General features: G+C 55.8%; 19 protein-coding genes. 5 read left to right on the top strand and 14 right to left on the bottom strand.

The genetic code is table 11. The annotated features are described in order from the left end of the window. Positions 1-11: 11 nt before the first annotated feature. A complete protein-coding gene (locus RS694_RS10365) occupies positions 12-314 on the bottom strand; it encodes a hypothetical protein (RefSeq protein ID WP_029705692.1) in 303 nt (100 codons plus the stop codon). 107 nt (positions 315-421) lie between these two features. On the opposite strand from RS694_RS10365, the gene RS694_RS10360 reads away from it, so the two are divergent. The 5 genes from RS694_RS10360 to RS694_RS10345 all read left to right on the top strand — a co-directional run bounded on the left by RS694_RS10360 (position 422) and on the right by RS694_RS10345 (position 5373). Further along, positions 422-712: a helix-turn-helix domain-containing protein gene (locus RS694_RS10360; protein ID WP_029705691.1), complete on the top strand. Its 291-nt coding sequence runs from the start codon at positions 422-424 to the stop codon at positions 710-712. 389 nt (positions 713-1101) lie between these two features. Continuing rightward, on the top strand, positions 1102-1443 hold the full coding sequence (locus RS694_RS20475) for a hypothetical protein (protein WP_037246335.1): 342 nt from the start codon (positions 1102-1104) through the stop codon (positions 1441-1443). A 6-nt stretch (positions 1444-1449) separates the two neighbouring features. Then, the gene (locus tag RS694_RS10355) at positions 1450-1746 is read left to right on the top strand and encodes a hypothetical protein (RefSeq protein WP_029705690.1); all 297 of its coding nucleotides are present in this window, start codon (positions 1450-1452) and stop codon (positions 1744-1746) included. 341 nt (positions 1747-2087) lie between these two features. Next, a complete protein-coding gene (locus RS694_RS10350) occupies positions 2088-3203 on the top strand; it encodes an ATP-binding protein (protein ID WP_241463826.1) in 1116 nt (371 codons plus the stop codon). Then, positions 3190-5373, top strand: a complete 2184-nt coding sequence (locus tag RS694_RS10345) for a S8 family peptidase (protein WP_029705688.1) — start codon at positions 3190-3192, stop codon at positions 5371-5373. The genes RS694_RS10350 and RS694_RS10345 overlap by 14 nt, the downstream gene beginning before the upstream one ends. Before the next feature lie 104 nt (positions 5374-5477). On the opposite strand, the gene RS694_RS10340 is transcribed toward RS694_RS10345, so the two are convergent. From RS694_RS10340 to RS694_RS10280, 13 genes are all read right to left on the bottom strand, one after another. Next, positions 5478-5888, bottom strand: coding sequence for a hypothetical protein (locus RS694_RS10340; protein WP_081708516.1), 411 nt, complete (start codon positions 5886-5888; stop codon positions 5478-5480). A gap of 25 nt (positions 5889-5913) precedes the next feature. Continuing rightward, complete coding sequence (locus RS694_RS10335; protein WP_029705685.1) at positions 5914-8202, bottom strand: hypothetical protein; 2289 nt, start codon at positions 8200-8202, stop codon at positions 5914-5916. Beyond that, a complete protein-coding gene (locus tag RS694_RS10330) occupies positions 8195-9703 on the bottom strand; it encodes a site-specific integrase (protein ID WP_037246331.1) in 1509 nt (502 codons plus the stop codon). The genes RS694_RS10335 and RS694_RS10330 overlap by 8 nt, the downstream gene beginning before the upstream one ends. Next, positions 9700-10881 carry a site-specific integrase gene (locus RS694_RS10325; protein WP_029705683.1) on the bottom strand — a complete coding sequence of 394 codons (1182 nt, stop codon included), beginning with the start codon at positions 10879-10881 and terminating at the stop codon, positions 9700-9702. Before RS694_RS10325 ends, RS694_RS10330 begins: the two co-directional genes overlap by 4 nt. Before the next feature lie 287 nt (positions 10882-11168). Beyond that, positions 11169-12347 carry an acyl-CoA dehydrogenase gene (locus RS694_RS10320; protein ID WP_029705682.1) on the bottom strand — a complete coding sequence of 393 codons (1179 nt, stop codon included), beginning with the start codon at positions 12345-12347 and terminating at the stop codon, positions 11169-11171. Between the two features lie 46 nt (positions 12348-12393). Continuing rightward, the gene (locus RS694_RS10315) at positions 12394-13593 is read right to left on the bottom strand and encodes a 3-oxoadipyl-CoA thiolase (protein WP_029705680.1); all 1200 of its coding nucleotides are present in this window, start codon (positions 13591-13593) and stop codon (positions 12394-12396) included. Between the two features lie 26 nt (positions 13594-13619). Continuing rightward, positions 13620-14015, bottom strand: a complete 396-nt coding sequence (locus tag RS694_RS10310) for a RidA family protein (RefSeq protein WP_029705679.1) — start codon at positions 14013-14015, stop codon at positions 13620-13622. Then, positions 14012-14455 (bottom strand): acyl-CoA thioesterase, encoded by a 444-nt coding sequence (locus RS694_RS10305; protein ID WP_174407677.1) that lies wholly within the window; start codon positions 14453-14455, stop codon positions 14012-14014. The genes RS694_RS10310 and RS694_RS10305 overlap by 4 nt, the downstream gene beginning before the upstream one ends. 40 nt (positions 14456-14495) lie before the next feature. Next, entirely contained in the window at positions 14496-15206 is a 711-nt protein-coding gene (locus RS694_RS10300) for an ABC transporter ATP-binding protein (RefSeq protein WP_029705676.1), read from the bottom strand. 8 nt (positions 15207-15214) lie between these two features. Beyond that, positions 15215-15985, bottom strand: a complete 771-nt coding sequence (locus RS694_RS10295; RefSeq protein WP_029705675.1) for an ABC transporter ATP-binding protein — start codon at positions 15983-15985, stop codon at positions 15215-15217. After that, on the bottom strand, positions 15978-16961 hold the full coding sequence (locus RS694_RS10290; RefSeq protein ID WP_241463824.1) for a branched-chain amino acid ABC transporter permease: 984 nt from the start codon (positions 16959-16961) through the stop codon (positions 15978-15980). The genes RS694_RS10295 and RS694_RS10290 overlap by 8 nt, the downstream gene beginning before the upstream one ends. Positions 16962-16965: 4 nt before the next feature. Further along, positions 16966-17886, bottom strand: coding sequence for a branched-chain amino acid ABC transporter permease (locus RS694_RS10285; protein WP_029705671.1), 921 nt, complete (start codon positions 17884-17886; stop codon positions 16966-16968). A gap of 27 nt (positions 17887-17913) precedes the next feature. Then, positions 17914-19098, bottom strand: coding sequence for an ABC transporter substrate-binding protein (locus tag RS694_RS10280; RefSeq protein WP_029705670.1), 1185 nt, complete (start codon positions 19096-19098; stop codon positions 17914-17916). Positions 19099-19123 lie beyond the last annotated feature (25 nt).

The raw sequence follows: 19123 nt of genomic DNA, 5'->3' as shown, positions 1-19123 counted from the left end.
TATCAATGCTCCTAGACAAACAGGGCTGAGTCAAGATTCCAGCCCTTCCCACTTTCGTACTTCAGCATCAACCAGGTCTCTTCCCGTGGTGCGACAAAGTGCCTTCGAACGACAACGACGCCTGGCCAGGCGCTTTTTGGGATTAACTGCCTGACCAGAAGAGCCGTTTCTTCATCGGCATACTTCTTGGCGGCTGCGGCCACGTCCGCAGCCCGATCTGGGGTGAATCCCAAGTCTTTGAGGTTCGTGATGACGTGCTCATTGCCGAAATTGAGCGCCACCTGCAGTGCACGGCCACGTAGTGGGAATCTCATATTCTTCCGCCAAGGTCAATTTGCTGGACAACTAGAGTTCTTTGTCTTAACCGATTTTCGCATATTCGATTTTGGCATTGATTCTGCGGGTTTTAAAGACCCGCAGAATGCCCGACTCTTTCCACTCAGAGCAGTACAAAATATTCATCACCTTGCTGCGAGAAACGAGGGAAGCGCTGCAGGTGTCCCAAGCTGCATTGGCATCCAAGTTGGATCAGCCCCAGACATTTGTCAGCAAATGCGAAACAGGAATCCGACGGCTAGACGTGGTCGAGCTTCATGCCTGGCTGCAGGCGTTGAATGTGGATTTTCCTAAGTTCCTGGCCGCGCTCACAAAGCAGTGGGACGCTCACAACGCTCGCACGCGTCTTCCCAGAGGAACGAGCAAAGGACTGTAGGATTTGTAGCCTGCGAATGACTGTATCGCGTGGGGATCCGCTAAAACTTGATTTACGCCATACTCTCAATATGGCTGCAGCTACCAAAAAAGTCTCGCTTCTGACTACACAGTTGAAACCGGAATCTGCTGTGGCGAAGAAGTTGCCGGTTAAACGGCGGCGGCCCCTGGTGCGTGGTGGCTCCCGATTGCGTGTCGCTAAAGCGCTGACGGGGGAAGAGGCAGTTTTGCTTCTCAAGTTGGCTGGAATTCTCACTCCAAGCGGAAAACTTAGCCGTGCCTATAGATGATCATCCGGGACACTCGCCGCCCAAGCGCATTGAACACCTGTTGGCTCAGAATTGACGTCTAGCGCAATCTGAATTCATTGAAAACAATGAGAAATCTATAATGAACTGGAATCAAATTGAGTGCCCGACCTGTGCTGTGCGTCTGCAAACCCGCGTTCGCGGAATGGGTGTACCAGGCGGCAAAGAAAGAGAAAATGGCTTCTGCCCCATTTGCGGAACGCTGGTTATCTCAGAAGTAACGGACGGATTTGTTGAAGTTGAGTTGGTCTCATCAGGGGGCTTCAAGATTACGAATGCACTTACCGGGCTGGCCCATCTAGAAACGCCGGGCGGCATCTCTCTTGAACATGCGACATTCACGGGTATGGATGCCGTAGATAAATTTACTGCACTGTACTGGCCCGACGCGGTGATGCATGTGCATGTACCGATCAAGGTGTAGGGAGGAATGACGCTATTGGCGTACCTGCCCGGCCAGATCGAGCCGGTAGAGTCTTTCTCCGTGCCAGTGGAGCAATGGACACAGCGGCGGAAGTTGCCTGTCGGTTCATTTCACGTACAGGCTGGCGATGTGCGCGTTCCTGCTGTCCTGAAACGCAGCCCGCGAGGCCTGCAGTTCTTTGCTTGCGCACCTGGTTACGGTGGCGCCACCGCCCCCAAATCCATTGAGCACCAGATGGCCCAGATTGAGCTGGTCCGTGGTCTGCGCACTGCTGAGGAATATTGGACGCGCGCCGACAGGTAGTGCCTGTGAAGAGGGCGTAAACAGCGAGGCACAGAGCAGCCGTCACCGTTCGGACATGCCCCGCCAAAGGCATCCGTCTAATCGGAATTCGTACTTGACTCTCAAAATTGGGCCGACGTGCGCTCGATGAAGGCAGATTGACGTACCTGTTCTGGCGTAAATTCCCATGAATATTCGAAAATTGTTCCAGGCAACGCCTCAGCGCAAGCATATCAATTCTTTATAAATCAATCACTTAGCACTGAAATATATAGTCGTTACATTTTGTGGAACATTTTGTATTTCATGGTGATAGAATTTGTTCCAGTTCAAAATTGGTTAACACATAGGTGAGTGAAGAGATGGAACAAAGAGCAACAGCAGAACTCATTAGCTTGTTCCAGGATGCAGTGAAAGTGGGCGGGGCTGCTTTGGAAATGCGTGTACGCCGCTTTGCTAGCCTCATAAGGGCGACGGATCCAGAATTGGCACAAGCGGCTGCCTCGTGTGTCGGCGCAGGCGCCACTCGCTCATTGCTCAGCACGATGCGAACGCCCCCGGTTGATGGTGATACCAAGTTGCCACTTGTGCGTGTAGAGCCCGCGGATACGCCGCGACAAGAGCCCTTGTTGGGCACTATTGAACGTACCGAAATCCAGCGAGTCATTCGTGAGCGCCAAGCGACCGATCGGCTGATGGAAGCCGGCTACACACCGGTGCGCTCCGTGCTGATGAGTGGACCACCAGGTGTGGGCAAGACGATGACTGCGGGCTGGTTGGCCAAGCAGCTCGACTTGCCTCTAGTCACGCTGGATCTGGCCAGCGTCATGAGCAGCTATCTGGGCAAAACCGGTGCGAATGTGAGGGCGGTATTGAATCATGCCCAGACGCACCCTTGTGTGCTGCTGCTGGACGAGTTCGATTCCATCGCTAAACGCAGGGACGACGACAGCGATGTGGGTGAACTCAAACGTTTGGTCACCGTAATTTTGCAAACTATCGATGATTGGTCACCACTGTCGCTTCTAGTGGCCGCCACCAATCACGGTGAATTGCTTGATCCGGCAGTTTGGCGCAGATTTGATGTCACCCTGAATTTTTCACTTCCAGGACATGCGCAACGAGCGCAGTTGCTGCGCGCCCACGGGGTAGGCGAGGAGCTTGCTGATGGCATTGGTGCCGTGACTGAAGGCCAGACCTTTTCGGTAATCTTTCGTGCCGTGGAGTCGGCCCGCAAACAGACAATTCTTGAAGACAAACCATTTGACGAGGCACTTGCCGCGTGGGCACTATCTGTGACGGCGAAGCCTGCGCAATCAGCGTCGCAATACGAGCGCCAGCGCCGTGACCTGCAAGTTTTGGTACACCACGGCCGCCAAATGTCGGCGCGTGAGATCGCTGAGGTAATGGATATTTCGCACACCACTGTTATTCGATCGTTAAACCGATTCCACAGGAGCGTCAATGTCGGGACCTAATCTTCTGCTGGGCAATGGGCAGCTACTCACTCGTTCCATTGAGCGGACGCCGTCAGGCGGAGGTGGCAACAAAGAAACCCCATATACGATCGCACAGGCCCGTGAGCGCCTGCGGCCTGCATTGGATGCGGTCTTAGACGCCGTAACTCAGCTCCCAGATGCGGCCAAGCCGCGCGGAGAGGGGACCGGTGTATTTACGGTGCATCCTGCATTCCAGGCAAAATGGCTGATTCCCGGTGACGTGTTTCGACGCGCAGGGCTGCGCACGGTTGGGAGTACGCCAGCATTGGTGAAACCTGAGATCGATGCGAGAAAGTATGCGCCCAAGGGCGAACAACCTACAGCGGAACTGTACGTCAGCGGCGACTACAAAGCCTTTGCGGCTCTCCACCAAATGCTAATGTCGGAGCGAACCGGCAAAGGCGTTCAGCGAGAATTTTGCAAATTGGAGGCCATCCGCTTTCTCACGCCGCAAGAGCGATTGCTGCGCCTTGACGGCGAAGACCCGGAGATTCCCATTGAGATCATTCTGCACGGGAACGGCACGGATATCCAACTGCTCAACGATTTAGAACACTTTTCTGCTTCGTGCGGAGCCAGGATCTTCGTGGCCAAGCATTTGGCTGTACCAGGACTTGTATTTTTGCCTGGCGTTGTACCTCGCTCCAAGCTAGATGAGTTTGCGACTTTTACAGCGCTACGCGCTGTTCGGCGATTGCCCAAGTTGCGCCTGAATCGCCCGACCATCCGTGAAAAGCTCACCGTTCAAGCGCCGACGCTACCCAATGAAGACGCGCTTGATACCAATCTACGCGTCGCCGTATTTGACGGAGGGTTGGGTGCTAAGGATTTTTCCCGCTGGAGCACCGAACATGTTCCACCTGAACTGACCGATACCCACGCGGACTATCTCTCGCATGGTATGGAGGTCACGTCGGCATTGCTCTTCGGCGCTGTCTCCGAAGGCGCCACGGAGCTGGAACGGCCCTATTTCAACATTGCGCACCACCGTGTACTGGGCCACGCTGATGAGTCAGATTCTGATCTATACGATTGCATGCGTCGCATCGACGCCGTGCTGCGGACGGGGGAGGTGGACTTTGCCAATATCTCGCTTGGGCCACGCATAGCGATCGATGACGGTCAGCCACATGCTTGGACATCTATGCTTGATGGCCATCTGGCTTCGGGCAAAACTCTTTTGTCGGTGGCGGTAGGAAATGATGGAGAAATTCAGGGCCCCATGGGACGTATCCAGCCGCCCGCGGATGCCGTGAATGCGCTGGCGATAGGTTCCGCAGATTCGTCGGGCTTCATGTGGGGGCGCGCTGCATATAGCTGCGTCGGACCTGGCCGCTCGCCTGGCTTGGTGAAACCCGATGGGCTAGCCTTTGGTGGCACGGAATCTGAACCGCTTGTGTTGCTGAACCCACTCTCTGGGGGGCTATGTGGTGTACAGGGGACTAGCTTTGCCTCACCGCTCGTATTGCGGACGGCTGCGGCGGCCTGCGCGATGTCCGAGACCAAGTTAAGTGCCACCGCATTGCGTTCGCTCTTAATTCACCGTGCGGAGCGTGGTGGCCATGAGCTTAGCCACGTGGGCTGGGGGCGTTTTCCGGCTTCGGCGGAGGAGCTACTGACATGCAGTGATGGCGAGGCCACCGTCCTTTACCAAGGATACTTCACTGCAGGCGGCATCATGCGTATCGAATTGCCAATCCCAGCTGTGCCGTTGGGAGTGCGCTTGCGCATCACCGCCACCTTCTGCTTTGCATCCCCAGTAGACCCCGCCGATCCGGTCAACTACACCCGTCATGGACTGACCATCAAGTTTCGGCCTCAAGGAGCAGGTTCTTCCCAGCCATTCTTTTCATCTCAGACGCACGGCAGTGAGCAGGAATTGCGCCGCGATGCACACAAGTGGGAAACCGTTTTGCATAGGTCCGAAAGCTTTTCCGCGGCAGAACTACTGGATGCCTGTTTTGATGTGGAACACGGGGCGCGCGAGCACGGAGAGAAGGTCGTCAACAAGAATGTCCCGTCGCTGCCGTATGTGTTGGTGGCGACCATCGCCAGCGAGATGGGTGAGCCTGTTTACCAAGCAGTCCGGCAGAAATTTTCAATGCTCACGCCGATCAACCTGCGCGACCGCGTCCAACTGCGCCGCTGAGGTCGCGGATGGTAAAACGCTTGCACGGAGCGTGGCTAAAGTCGCATGTGCGGCCCGTTTTTTTGGGAACGCAAACGTATGTGTTGCGTCTAGATGAGCCGAATTCAGCTTTGGGAAAATTGAGCGGGGAGGGCGCCTTGTCTTACCAACTGATCCCGAATGTGGGCATAGTCTTTGTAGAATTTCTGCAGCTTCTGTGTGCCACCCAGCTCGGCAACCGCAGTGATCATGGCCAAATGACTGGCAATGCGAGCTTGTTCATTGGTCTCCAACTCTTGGATACGTTCATCCGCAGCCTGAAGACTTTTTGCAACAATGGTCGTTCCCTTATTTCTAACCCTACCGGCAAATTTTCGAAGTTCCGCCTGTTTGCTCTGAAATGCATTGAGGATTGTGCGTCGCCCTTCATGCCGTGTTATGTCCGACGCATTTTTGAGAGAGCTATGCTGCCTGGTAACTGCTCGCGCAGTAATTTCTTCGTCGCGCTCCAGCATGGATTCGAGAACCTTGGTCAACTCTGCATGCTGAGGATCCGTTGTGCTACGTGCCATCCAACACCGTCCCTGGTCTATTTGGTTTAGATAAATCGACACCTTCTGGAAAAACCAAAGCGCCTGCTGGCGTCGCTAGTAACTTTTCTACTCCCTGCAAACGCTTCATAGCGTGGGAGATCTGATTGGCTTTACCGATGGTTCCCTCTGGCTTGGCTTGTGCATTCTCCAGTACCGCCTGAAGTCGTCCACGTAAAACAACCAAGTTTTTCTGATGTTCCGGAAGCCCGGTGGCGCTCAAATGTCGGCAATCATTGAAGCATTCAAGACTCGTGGGGCAAGGATCGACGGTGAATGCATTCAAGCAAGTGCCATAAGGAGTCGCGTGAAAGCCATCAGCTTCTGCCATCAAAAACTGCAGCGCAGCCTGATCCCCTTCCTCCACTTGTATGCGTTTGAACTCCCGCACGATAGGCCCGTTCGCTTTGCCGGCTGCAATCATTTTCCCCACCGTGGCCGCTTTGCCATCTCCTAGGAGGGACGACCATTCAGCCGGCAATTCAATCGCATCCAGCTCTTCCGCAAGACTGCGGTGGTCATAAACATAGCTTTGCGCCACGCTGCGTCGATTGAAGCGCTTACTGATGATGGAATCAGCTACACCTAGACGGAACAACTCGGTTGTTTGCAAATGCCTAAAAGTGTGAGTAGTTAGGGTGAGCAACCGATCTTCTTCTTTATTCCCGTAAGCATTAAAGAGCGAATATTTTTGATCACTTGGTACTCCACCCAACGCGGTCACCAGTAGCGCTTGATCGGCCAAGCCTACGGAGAAGGTGCTCACAATGTCAATGACTGACTGCCCACGTCCTTCACCCACCGCACGCTTGGGCATTAAAAACATCATTTCCCACGGTGCCAGGCTTCCCCCCTGATTCAGACGTAAAGGCGACAAGTCAGGGCGTTTGGTCGGGACATGCCGCTTCACAAAATCTTCAACATCCGACACAAGAAGAAATTTCCCACGAACGCCCTTATCGGTACTTGCAAGGCCATATTTGTCGCGCAATACCAGCCCTTTGCTTCTATTTTCAGGTGAAAAATACCTGCTGACCGCAGCAGCTAAATGAGAGGCGGTTCGCTGAAGGTCAGCGAACTTGGCTAACTCTGCCGGGTCATAGGTCGCTCTATAGCGCTCAATGCACTGAGTTATTTCATGGGAGTAGGGCGGGCTAACCCATATGGGGTTGCCTGTTAGATGGACATACATCACCACAGCGTCCACAAGTTCGTCGGTCTCATACTGTGGGAATATCCGCCCTGACTCATACTGTGCCCGTAGAGTAGTTCTCAGCGGGGCGGTGATTCGGGCTACGCCTTCTAGGATACTTTCCACTTCTGCTCGAAAGATATCTGGTACGAACTGCGTTTCTTCAAAAAAATAGGGCTCTTCCTGCTTTTCTGCAAAGTGCCGGATCATGAGGGTTTCAGAAATTCCACCACTCTCGCCGGCCGGTCGCCCATTTTGATCACGATAGCCCCTGGTACGCCTCCAATCGAAGGGGATATAAACGACCTCTCCAATGCGGAGTCCAGTCAACACCATCAACTTCACAAGCGCAAACCGTAAATAATCGACGATAGACTTCGGTCGCTCCGTGTAGACAATGCTCATCAACTGCCAAAAAGCTCGCCTTTCAGGTAATTTCTCCTGTGTCTTGCGTTGAGCCAGTTCCTGAGAGAGCGCAGCGGATGTTTTCGCAAACTTTGCCTTCGCGTTCTTCCCAATTTGAGGGCGATCTACTAACGTGGTCAAAGGACATGCATCAAATAGGTGTTGTGCATCCACATAGTTGCGGATGAGCGCCATGATATTGATCGTGCGTGCATCAGTGTTCTGGCAAATATCAGAAACTTCGCAGGCCAACCGCACGTCCTCAACAGTGACCAACCAAGGCTCTTTGCGTGCAATCGAAGCCAAGAACCGCCAAGCCATTGAAGCGGCCTGTGCAAAAGCTAAGCTCTTGCTGCGGACAACAACGTGATCCAGAACGAACGCCTTAATTAGGTCTTGCCAATGAGCCGATACTGGACGTTGGCCGAGCTCGCTTTGGTCCAGAACCCCTCTCGCTACCAATTCAGCCTGCGCATCTTCAAACTCACTGAATTTCCTCAGGACGTATGTCGTGGGTTTTCCATCCTTACTCAGATGTCGCAGATTCCAAGAATGCCCTTTGAGCGCAATGCCTTTTTCATCGAGAGGGATGTGCCAACTCAGTCCTTTATCGGCTGCCAGTGTTCGAGCATTCTCGATAAGAGTTTTGAAATTTTCATTCATCTCTCATACCTTCCAACTCATCGATAGTCGCCTGAATTTCAGAGATTGTCCGTTGGAGCTGCAAAAAGGCCGGGGAAGATCCATCGCCTCTGTCAGCCCCCTTAAATTGCAAGACCACTCCCCGAAACTCGGTCAAAACCTGTTGATGCAAAGCAACATCCTGCACGGGCATAAATTTTGGGCATCCATAGCAGGCAGTTATGGGGTTATAGGGGCAAGTAGATTGGCCTGATTCACACCCTCCTATCCCGGCAATCGGTATGCCGTGCGGAGCACCACCAACTTGTTGATCTCCCTTTAATCGGGCCAATTCTTGCTGGTTGATCGACTTGTTTTTTGCAATACGTGCGACCGTTTGGTAGACCTCCGACAGGCCCAAGGCCTTGTTGACCAATTCTGCTTGATTTGCCGATTGCCTGAAATAAATAAGGCCCGTCACCAACAGTGTGTGCCCTAACGCCGCGGCCAAGTCCTCATGGCTGGCACCGGCGTCTACCAAGCGCTGCGCCATTGAGTGGCGCAGGTCGTATGCAACTCGACGCTCACTATCAGGCAGTATCTCTGCAAGCTTCCCAATCAAAGCGTTGCTGAGACTCACTCGACTTTGAAACCCGAAAAGAAAAGCGTCGCGATCCTCCCCATTTTTTAGCTGCACAAGTCTTGCGAACAAAGGAGCCCACTCGCGTTTTACCTTGCGAACCAGAGGTAATTTGGCGAGAGTTGGGTCTCGCTGCTTGATGATCTTGAAGGTCAGATGTACGATGGCACTGCCATCTTCGACGCTAGTCCGTACAGCACAATCGCGCATCCGAATAATTCCCAGCTGCTTTGGACGCATGCCAAATTGATATGAGCTAATCAAGAGACAAGCTACTTCAATATCCACCAAACGCAAGGAGTGAAGCTGTAAAGCGGCGTCGTCAAACCAACGGACTAGCTTTGACTCTTCCTCAATCGTTAGGAACGCATCCCCATTGCGCACAGTGGGGTAGGGGCTTGACCGAGGTACGAACAGGACTCTAGAAACAAATCCGTTATACGCCGGCGACCATCCCAGAAACCGGACCAGACACAAGAAGGCAAGCAACGCCCGAAGTCCGTCCAGGACATATGGAGAGTACCGCCCCACGAACACCGACCAAATTGCTCGAAGTTTGATCGGCTCGGTTGTCGCCGCTAGCTCAACATCCTCTGCCGCTAGTTCTGTAAATTGGGCATATCTCAAATGTATCGTCTGCGGCGAAAGCTCCTGCAAAGAGAGTAGTAAATACGTGCGTAAAAGCCGCCGAACTCGAGGGGCGTATCGCAAAAAATCCAACTTGCGAGCAGCGCCGGAGATGTGAATTGTGAGGCGCTCTTCACTCTCTGCAACCTTGATCGAACGTACTTTCTCATCGTAGTCGTCTTCATATTGAATCGTTCTTGGCAAAGGTGGAAGCGCCGCCACAGCCTGAAGAAATGGGTCATTAGCTTCACCGTGAATTGCTATTTGTGTAGTCACAGTGGAATATTTCTCAAGACGTTCAATCGGTCATCAAGCTGGGCATTCCAAGATTCATTGAGGTTTTCGTCCAAGGCGGCTTTTGCGTAGAGCAAAGGCATCATGGATTCTCTTGACCATCCAAAGAAGCTACGCATAAGCATCATGGTCTTGGCTGGTGAGTTACCAGCCTCCGTCCATTGCTTCATACGAAGCACTGCGCATGTATGACGTAGCGCATGTGGAGTCAAATTTCTTGTGCCAGTCTGGTTAAAGAGCTGTTCGCGTGTATTTGGTGTCAAGGCCGCCGAGAGTACGTGCATTGCATGGCGTAAACCTTCGGGTGACATTGGTTTTTTGCGCATGCTCACCAAGAACTGCGTGTAGTTGGGTTTGCCACGGTAATTGGCAGAATATGTCTGCAAAACGTTTGCAGTCTGGCTTGCCATTGGAATGGTTCTGATTGATGCCGCCGTCTTGATACTGGGTCGGGAGTAACGAGGGTCGTCCTCAGAATCATCTGTTTTGACTGACATAAACCAACGTCGGATGCCCGTACGTGCATCAATTTCTGTTTTGGTGAAGTCGGCTGGCAATAGCGCCAGTTCTCCAACACGGAGTCCTTGAAAGAGCATCAGAACTACTGCGGCATAGATCCGCCACTGAGTTTGCTCATATTCGAACGGATTTGTCGCTGAACCAGGTGTGGCAGCGTCAAGAAACTCTTCCAACACCCCCCTCGGAATTGCACGAACCTGCGCATGGTTACGCTTTTTGAACGGGCGCAGACCCAAATAGAGATTGTCCAGACGGGCCATGCGCTGACGTATGTCAGCCATCTTGTTGCCGACAGCGGGATTGCGCTCAAGTCGTTCGCAAGTGTTTTTCACGAAATGAAATACCGTATTCCAGCGGGCAACGCTGGAATTTACCGGTTCTGCAACATTCCGGAGGGTCACAAAAAATGATTCCAACGCGGAACCCAATGCATCCAAGTCCAGTGCGCTTAGAGCGTCATCAAGGTTGCCGCCAAGACTTTCGGTGTGCACATAGATGGACTCAATATGTCTGAGTTTTCGGCGCAGCGTCGATGGCGCCAAGTCGCCGCCGTGAAAGATCCACCAGACTGCCGCCCAGAACCTGGGAAGTCCAACGTGATCCACCAACAGGTCCGTTCGCGAAGGCAAAGTGATGAGCATGGGCAGCGTGATAGGCTCAAATGCAACAGCTAAAACTACCCAAAACGTATCGGCCGTTGCTCTAAAACCTTTAATAACGCAACGCTGGCAAAACTACCGGGACTTCATACGATGTATATTATGTTAACTAATACGTGCTATTGAATGTATAGCTGCCTGCGCACACGTATCGAGGGCTACAGCCCTATTTCACTATTGAAATCACGTCCACTGTAAACGATAGCCTGAAAAGCAAAAAAAGCCTCTGGACTATCCAGAGGCTTTTTCTTTTGACGTACAAGGACCGATCAGAAAGCGGCAATCCCGGTAATCGCGCGTCCCAGAATCAAGGCGTGGATGTCATGCGTGCCTTCATAGGTGTTGACCACTTCCAGGTTGACCAAGTGGCGGGCTACGCCAAATTCGTCGCTGATACCGTTGCCGCCCATCATGTCGCGCGCCAGCCGCGCAATGTCCAGCGCCTTGCCGCAGGAGTTGCGTTTGATGATGGACGTCATCTCTACAGATGCCTGCCCACTGTCTTTCAGGCGCCCTACTTGCAGGCATCCTTGCAGGCCCAGCGTGATTTCGGTCAGCATGTCGGCGAGCTTTTTCTGGATCAGCTGGTTGGCTGCCAGGGGTTTGTCGAACTGCTTGCGGTCCATGGTGTACTGGCGTGCTCGGGTGTAGCAGTCTTCCGCCGCACCCAGAGCGCCCCAGGCAATGCCGTAGCGTGCACTGTTCAGGCAAGTGAACGGGCCTTTGAGACCACGCACTTCGGGGAAAGCGTTTTCCTCCGGGCAAAACACTTCGTCCATGACGATCTCACCGGTGATGGACGCCCGTAGGCCCACCTTGCCGTGGATGGCCGGGGCGCTGAGGCCTTTGGAGCCCTTGTCCAGGATGAAGCCGCGGATCTTGCCGCCGTCGTCCTTGGCCCAGACCACGAACACGTCGGCGATGGGGCTGTTGGTGATCCACATCTTGGCGCCGGACAGGCTGTAGCCGCCGGGCACTTTTTTGGCGCGGGTAATCATGCTGCCGGGGTCCGAACCGTGGTTGGGTTCGGTCAGGCCAAAGCAGCCGATCCATTCGCCGGTGGCAAGCTTGGGCAGGTATTTTTGCTTTTGCGCTTCGGTACCGAATTCGTTGATGGGCACCATGACCAGCGAAGACTGCACGCTCATCATGGAGCGGTAACCCGAGTCCACACGCTCCACTTCACGCGCCACCAGGCCGTAACACACGTAGTTCAGGCCGGCGCCGCCGTACTGCTCGGGGATGGTGGCACCCAGCAGGCCCAGTTCGCCCATTTCACGGAAGATGCTGGCATCGGTCTTTTCGTGGCGGAAGTTGTCTTGCACGCGGGGCAGCAGGCGTTCCTGGCAATAGCTCTGGGCCGCGTCACGCACCTGGCGCTCATCGTCTGTGAGCTGGCTGTCCAGCAGCAATGCGTCATCCCATTGGAAAGTGTTCTTGGTAGCCATGGTTATGTCCTTGGATAAAGTAATTTAAGAAATAGATGGGTCAGATTCAGGTGCGTTCCAGCACCATGGCGATGCCTTGCCCCACACCGATGCACAGGCTCACCACGGCGTAGCGACCTTGGCGCCGTTGCAGTTCATGGGCTGCGGTCAGTACCAGTCTTGCACCCGAGGCACCCAGGGGGTGGCCGACCGCAATGGCGCCCCCGTTGGGGTTGACGCGGGAGTCCTGGGCGTCCAGACCCAGGCTTTTCAGGCAACCCAGAACCTGGGCGGCAAAGGCTTCATTGATTTCAATGACGTCGACATCCGCCAGCGTGATACCAGCGCGCACGAGTGCTTTCTGGATGGCGCCCACGGGCCCCAGGCCCATGAGTCGCGGCTCTACGCCAACGACTGCGGACGACAGAATGCGTGCCAGTGGCTTCTGTCCATGGCGCTCGCCGGCTGCCTGGTTGCCCAGCAGCACCATAGCTGCACCGTCATTAATGCCCGATGCGTTGCCAGCGGTGGTGACACCGCCTTCGAACAGGGGCTTGAGCTTTTGCAGCGAGGCCAGCGTGGTGTCGGCGCGCGGGTGTTCATCCAGGGCGAAGGCCAGCGGCGGGGCTTTTCGGCCCTGGGGAACTTCGGTGGCCACAATTTCCTGCGCAAAAACGCCAGCTGCCTGCGCCGCCGCAAAGCGCTGTTGTGATTGCAGCGCGTAAGCATCGCAGTCATCACGCGTAAGGCCCAGCTCTGCAGCCACAGCATCGGCCGTTTCCGGCATGGTGTGGTTGCCAAACGCCTGGATCAACGCCGGGTTCGGAAAACGCGCACCAATCGTGGAATCGGCCACGCGCAAATCACGGCTGTAGGGAGACTCGGCCTTGGCCATGACGAAGGGCGCTCGGCTCATGCTCTCCACGCCACCGGCCAGATACACATCGCCCTCACCCGTGGTGATGGCGCGTGCGCAGTCCATGACCGCGGCCAGGCCGCTACCGCACAGGCGGTTAACGGTCTGACCGGGGACTTGCTGGCCCAGGCCACTGAGTAAAGCGGCATGGCGGGCGATATTGCGGCTGTCTTCGCCAGCCTGGCAGGTGCAACCCAGGACGACGTCTTCCACCGCACGCGCCATGGGCGAACGCGCGGCCAGGCTGCGCAACAGGTGCGCGGCCAGATCGTCGGGACGCACAGACGCCAAAGCACCGGCGTGGCGACCAAAAGCGGTGCGCGCACCATCAAAAAGGTATGCGTTGAGCATGGACTTTCTCCGCAGTGTTCTGGGGATCAGTCGGGGATCACTGCCGTGACCTCAATCTCTACCTTGGCGCGGTCTTCTACAAGCTCTGTCACTTGCACCGCGGTCATGGTGGCGTTGAAGCTACCAATGATTTCGCGGAAAGCCTTGCCGATTTCGGGATAGGCCGCCACGTACTCGCGCTTGTTTGTCAGGTACCAGGTCATGCGGGTGATGTGTTCTGGTTTGGCACCAGCTTCGTTCAGCACTTCCACCACGTTGGTCAATGCCTGGCGTACTTGCCCGGCCATGTCATCGGTATGGAAAACGCATTGGGCGTCCCAACCGATCATGCCGGCTACAAACACCAGCTGGCCGCGTGTGACCACACCATTGGAGTAACCACGTGGACGGGCCCAGTGGGCAGGTTGAAGGATGCGTGTCATTTTTTGTCTCCTGAAAAATTTTGCCACTGTGCAATGCCTTGCACGATATCGGCGGGAATGGTGATGGAGCCATCGTGCTCCAATGAAGTGGTCACGATGACCACTTGTGCGCGCCAGCGCACGACATCCGGGGACTCCAGGCCAATGCACTGAATGTCCAGGGTGAGCGAACGTTTTCCCTGGCGCGACAAGCGCAATTGCAGCGTGATGGTTTCACCCATGCGGCTGGGGGCCTTGAAGTCGCATTGCAGTGAGACGGTGGGCAGCCCCACCCTGCGCACACCCAGAAGGTTTGCGTAGTTCACTTGCAGGGCTTGCGTAAACCAGTCTTCCACCAAGCCATTGAGCATGACGAAGTACTGAGGGTAAAACACTATGCCCGCCGGGTCGCAATCCGAGAAGCGCACTACGCGTTGCACGGAAAAAACGGCGCTTGGCATTGTCTGCTCCGCCATGGGAGTGTCTATCGACTTCAGCACGTCAGACCCCGATATAGCGGTGCCAGATGTCGGGCTGGGCCGCCAGTTGGGGAGAGTCCCCCTTCCAGACTACCCTTCCCCGCTCCAGGATGGTGTGGTGGTCTGCCAGACCAACCAGCCGTTGCACATACTTGTCGATCACCAGAATGCTCTGACCAGCCTGTTTCAGTGTGGTCAGGCAGTGCCAGATGTCTTCCCGGATCAGCGGTGCCAAGCCCTCGGTGGCCTCGTCCAGGATCAACAGGTGCGGATTGGTCATGAGCGCACGGCCAATGGCGAGCATCTGCTGTTCACCGCCCGAGAGCTGGTTACCCATGTTGCGCGCACGCTCCTTGAGCCGTGGAAACAGGTGGTACACCCGTTCCAGCGTCCAGGGTTCCCGGCTGGCACAGCGGTTGCCCGCAAAAGCCAGCAGGTTTTCCTGCACCGATAGCGTTGCAAAAATCATGCGCCCCTCAGGCACCACGGCCATGCCCATGCGGGCAATGCGATCGGCATTCGCCGCCTCGATGCGTTCACCCAGGAAACGGACAGAACCACCCGTGGCCTTGGTCAGACCCAGGATGGAGCGCACCGTGGTGGTCTTGCCCATGCCGTTGCGGCCCAACAGTGTGGCGACTTCGCCTGCGCGCATGGCAAAGCCCACACCAAACAGGATCTGGCTGGTGCCATAGGCAGTTTGCAGATCGTCGATTTCCAGTAATGTGTCCACGCTATTTCCTAGTGCGCTACGGCGTCCACGCCCATCTCATCGCCCAGATAGGCCTGTTTGACTTCGGGGTTGTCCTTGATTTCCTGCGCCGTGCCGCTGGCAATGACCTTGCCAAATACCAGTGTGGAAATGCGGTCGGCCAAACGGAACACGGCATCCATGTCGTGTTCCACCAGCAAGATGGTGACTTCGCTGCGCAGGCTTTGCAGCAGCGCAACCATATTTTCGGATTCGTCTGGTCCCATGCCAGCCATGGGCTCGTCGAGCAATAGCAGTTGCGGCTTGAGCGCCAGTGCCAGGCCCAGCTCCAGTTGGCGCTGCTGGCCATGCGACAGCGCGCCCGACAGCGTATGCAACTTTTGGCCCAGACCGATGCGTTCGGCCACGGCCGCGGCCTCGGCATAGCGGCCCGATTCTGAGCGGGCGGCTTGCCAGAAGCGCATGCTGCTGCCGCTGCGGGCTTGTACCGACAGGGCAATGTTGTCCAGCACCGAAAGCTTCTTGAAAATACTGGTGATCTGGTAGGAGCGCACCAGGCCACGCAACGCACGCTGGTGCATGGGCACCTGCGTGATGTTCTGGCCCATGAAATGCACGGCACCTTCGTCGGGCTGCAGCGCACCAGAAATCTGGTGGATCAGCGTGGTCTTGCCCGCACCATTGGGGCCGATCAGCGCGTGGATGCTACCGCGCTCCACTTTCAGATCGGCGTGGTTGGTGGCAACCAAACCGCCAAAACGTTTGACCAACTGGTCGATATGCAGAATGATTTCAGCCATGGGCAGCTCCCTTCTTGCGTGCGACCAGACTGGCCAAGCCGTTGGGCGCTACCAGCACGACCAGCAGCAGAACCGCGCCCAGACCCAGTTGCCAGTGGATCGTGTAGTGGCTCAGCAGTTCCTCGAGCAACAGGAAAAAGACTGCGCCCAACAGACCGCCATACAGATAACCCACGCCGCCCAGGATGACCATGATCATCAGCATGCCGGACTGGCTCCACTGCATCAGCGAGGGGCTCACGAATCCACCCAGATTGGCCATCAGAGCCCCGGCCAAACCGGCCAGCGCGCCGGCCAGCGTAAAGGCGACCAGCTTGAAGCGGTACACCGGAAAACCAATGGCAATCATGCGCACTTCGTTCTCGCGAATGGCTTGCAATGTATGGCCAAAGCGGGCATTGAGCAGACGGGCCACGCCCCATACCGATGCACTTACCAAGGCCAGCGTGACGTAATAGAAATCGCGGTCCCGGGCGAGGTCCAAACCGGGTGCCACAAAAGATCGCCCCGCCATGCTCAGCCCGTCATCTCCGCCGTAGGCCTTGAGTGACACCACCAGGAAATACAGCATCTGCGCAAAAGCCAGCGTGATCATGATGAAGTACACACCTTGCGTGCGTAGGCTGATGGCACCGATTACCAGTGCAAAGACGCCACTCACGACCATGGCCAGTGGCCAGGCGATCCAGGCATTGACCATGCCTTCCTGCATCGCGATCGCTACAGTGTAGGCACCGAGACCGATAAAGGCTGCGTGGCCAAAACTCACCATGCCGCCAAAACCCAGAATGAAGTTAAGACTGGTCGCTGCCAGTGCAAAGATCAGGATGCGGCTGGCCAGGGTAATGTAGAAATCTCCGCCAAGCGCTACTGCGATCAACGGTAAAGCCGCCAGAGCAATCAGCAGTGGCACGGCCCAGCGCCAATGCAGTGAGTGGTCAAGAATGCTGGGAGAAGAATGCTTGGCGTTTGTCATTGCATCAGCCATGGGTAGGGAACAGGCCGCGCGGCTTGAAGAACAAGACCGTTGCCATCAACAGGTAAATCAGGATAGAGGCCACAGCGGGCGCTGCATTGGCAGCTGCCTCCGGTGACATCAGGTGCGCAAACAACATAGGCATGAAAGTGCGACCAGCGGTGTCCATCACGCCCACAATCAGCGCCCCCAGGAACGCACCGCGGATGGAGCCAATGCCGCCAATCACAATGACCACAAAAGCGACAATCAGAATGCTCTCGCCCATGCCCACCTGCACCGCCAATATCGGTCCCAGCATGCCGCCCGCAATGCCACACAGGGCTGCGCCCACGGCAAACACGGCAGTGAACAGCCGCTGCACATTGACCCCCATGGCCATGGCCATTTCACGGTTGGCCGCACCGGCGCGGATCTGCATGCCCAGACGCGTGCGCGTAATCAGCAAGTACATCAGCAAGGCCACCAGCAGACCCACACCGATGATGAACAGGCTGAACGAAGAATAGAAGAATCCTGGGAACAACTCCACCGGACCTGCCAGACTGTCTGGCGTACTCAATGGCACGGGTTGTGCGCCCCAGATCAAGCGCACACCCTCATTGCACATCATCAAAATGGCAAAGGTACCCAGTACCTGCGAGAGATGGTCGCGCTGGTAGAAGTGACGCAGGATGCTCACCTCCAGCAGCGCCCCGAACACCGCTGCTCCCAACACCCCAAAGCACAGACCCCACCAGTAGCTGCCCGTCGCCGCGGTAATGGCGGCGATCAAATAGGCCCCCACCATGTACAGCGAGCCATGGGCCAGGTTGATCATGTCCATGATGCCGAAGACCAGGGTCAACCCCGCCGCCAGCAAGAACAACATCAGCCCAAACTGCAGACCGTTGAAGGCCTGCTCCAGCAACAAAATGGGATCCATGGTGGAGTTCCGTTGGGTACTGCGTTATCAGGCCGGCATCTTGCACTGGCCGGCGTAGGCATCCGCATGCTTCTTGAGCACCGTGCCCAGCAGGCGGTTGGTTACGCGGCCCTTGGCATCTTTGGTTACAACACGCAGGTAGTAGTCCTGGATCGGGAAGTGGTTGTTATTGAACTTGAATGCACCACGCACCGAGTCGAACTTGGCAGCTTCCAAAGCCTTGCGCACGGCGACCTTGTCTTCCAGCTTGCCTTTGGTGTCGCGCACGGCGGCGTTGATCAACTGGGCTGCGTCATAGCCTTGTGCAGCGTACAGCGTAGGCAGGCGGCCATATTCCTTTTCGAATTCGGCAACGAATTTCTTGTTGGCCGGGTTGGCCATGTCGTGTCCCCATTGGCTGGTGTTGAACATGCCCAGCATGGAGTCGCCTACTGCCTTGATCACGTCTTCATCACCGGAGAAGCCTGGGCCAAACAGTGTCATGTCCTTGGACAAACCGGCAGCCACAAACTGCTTGATGAAATTGATGCCCATGCCGCCGGGCAGGAAGATGTAGACCGCATCAGCCTTGGAGGCACGCAGTTGCGACAGCTCGGTACCGAAGTTGAGCTGGTTCAGCGCCGGCAGCGCTTCGGAAGCGATCTCACCCTTGTAGAAACGCTTGAATCCTGCGATGGCATCCTTGCCGGCGGGGTAGTTGGGGGCAATCACCGCCACGCGCTTGAAGCCTTTCTCTTGCACGACTTGACCGGCTGCTTCGTGCATGTTGTCATTTTGGTAGGAAGCGCTGAAAAAGTAGGGGCTGCATTGTTCGCCCGCGTACTGCGAAGGGCCGGCATTGGCGCTCACATAGAACGTTTGTGACGCGAAAGTCGGTGCGCCCACAGCCAGCATGACGTTCGAAAAAACAATACCCGTCATGAAATCGACTTTGTCGCGTTTGACCAGTCGATCTGCTGTCTGACGTCCTACATCCGGGCTGGCTTGGTCGTCCGCGACGACCACTTCCACAGGGCGTCCCCCCAGCTTGTTGCCTCCCAGTTTGATCGCCAACTGGAAACCGTCGCGGATATCCACACCGAGACCGGCACCTGGACCGGAAAGTGTGCTCAACAAGCCCACCTTGACGGGGTCGGTCGACTGCGCCATCGCGAGCAAGGCAGTGCTTGCGCAGGCCGCGACCAGGGTTTTGCGTAGAGAAATGAGAAACATGGGAATCGTCCTTTCGTTGGGGGGA

The sequence above is a fragment of the Rhodoferax saidenbachensis genome, assembly GCF_001955715.1.
GTDB lineage: Bacteria > Pseudomonadota > Gammaproteobacteria > Burkholderiales > Burkholderiaceae_C > Allorhodoferax > Allorhodoferax saidenbachensis.
This window is presented reverse-complemented; position numbering and strand designations above follow the sequence as displayed.

Excerpts from the sequence above, each read along its gene's own strand:
- RS694_RS10365 (WP_029705692.1), bottom strand. The coding sequence starts at position 314 with ATGAGATTCCCACTACGTGGCCGTGCACTGCAGGTGGCGCTCAATTTC.
- RS694_RS10360 (WP_029705691.1), top strand. The coding sequence starts at position 422 with ATGCCCGACTCTTTCCACTCAGAGCAGTACAAAATATTCATCACCTTG.
- RS694_RS20475 (WP_037246335.1), top strand. The coding sequence starts at position 1,102 with ATGAACTGGAATCAAATTGAGTGCCCGACCTGTGCTGTGCGTCTGCAA.
- RS694_RS10355 (WP_029705690.1), top strand. The coding sequence starts at position 1,450 with ATGACGCTATTGGCGTACCTGCCCGGCCAGATCGAGCCGGTAGAGTCT.
- RS694_RS10350 (WP_241463826.1), top strand. The coding sequence starts at position 2,088 with ATGGAACAAAGAGCAACAGCAGAACTCATTAGCTTGTTCCAGGATGCA.
- RS694_RS10345 (WP_029705688.1), top strand. The coding sequence starts at position 3,190 with ATGTCGGGACCTAATCTTCTGCTGGGCAATGGGCAGCTACTCACTCGT.
- RS694_RS10335 (WP_029705685.1), bottom strand. The coding sequence starts at position 8,202 with ATGAATGAAAATTTCAAAACTCTTATCGAGAATGCTCGAACACTGGCA.
- RS694_RS10325 (WP_029705683.1), bottom strand. The coding sequence starts at position 10,881 with ATGCTCATCACTTTGCCTTCGCGAACGGACCTGTTGGTGGATCACGTT.
- RS694_RS10320 (WP_029705682.1), bottom strand. The coding sequence starts at position 12,347 with ATGGCTACCAAGAACACTTTCCAATGGGATGACGCATTGCTGCTGGAC.
- RS694_RS10315 (WP_029705680.1), bottom strand. The coding sequence starts at position 13,593 with ATGCTCAACGCATACCTTTTTGATGGTGCGCGCACCGCTTTTGGTCGC.
- RS694_RS10310 (WP_029705679.1), bottom strand. The coding sequence starts at position 14,015 with ATGACACGCATCCTTCAACCTGCCCACTGGGCCCGTCCACGTGGTTAC.
- RS694_RS10305 (WP_174407677.1), bottom strand. The coding sequence starts at position 14,455 with ATGCCAAGCGCCGTTTTTTCCGTGCAACGCGTAGTGCGCTTCTCGGAT.
- RS694_RS10295 (WP_029705675.1), bottom strand. The coding sequence starts at position 15,985 with ATGGCTGAAATCATTCTGCATATCGACCAGTTGGTCAAACGTTTTGGC.
- RS694_RS10290 (WP_241463824.1), bottom strand. The coding sequence starts at position 16,961 with ATGACAAACGCCAAGCATTCTTCTCCCAGCATTCTTGACCACTCACTG.
- RS694_RS10285 (WP_029705671.1), bottom strand. The coding sequence starts at position 17,886 with ATGGATCCCATTTTGTTGCTGGAGCAGGCCTTCAACGGTCTGCAGTTT.
- RS694_RS10280 (WP_029705670.1), bottom strand. The coding sequence starts at position 19,098 with ATGTTTCTCATTTCTCTACGCAAAACCCTGGTCGCGGCCTGCGCAAGC.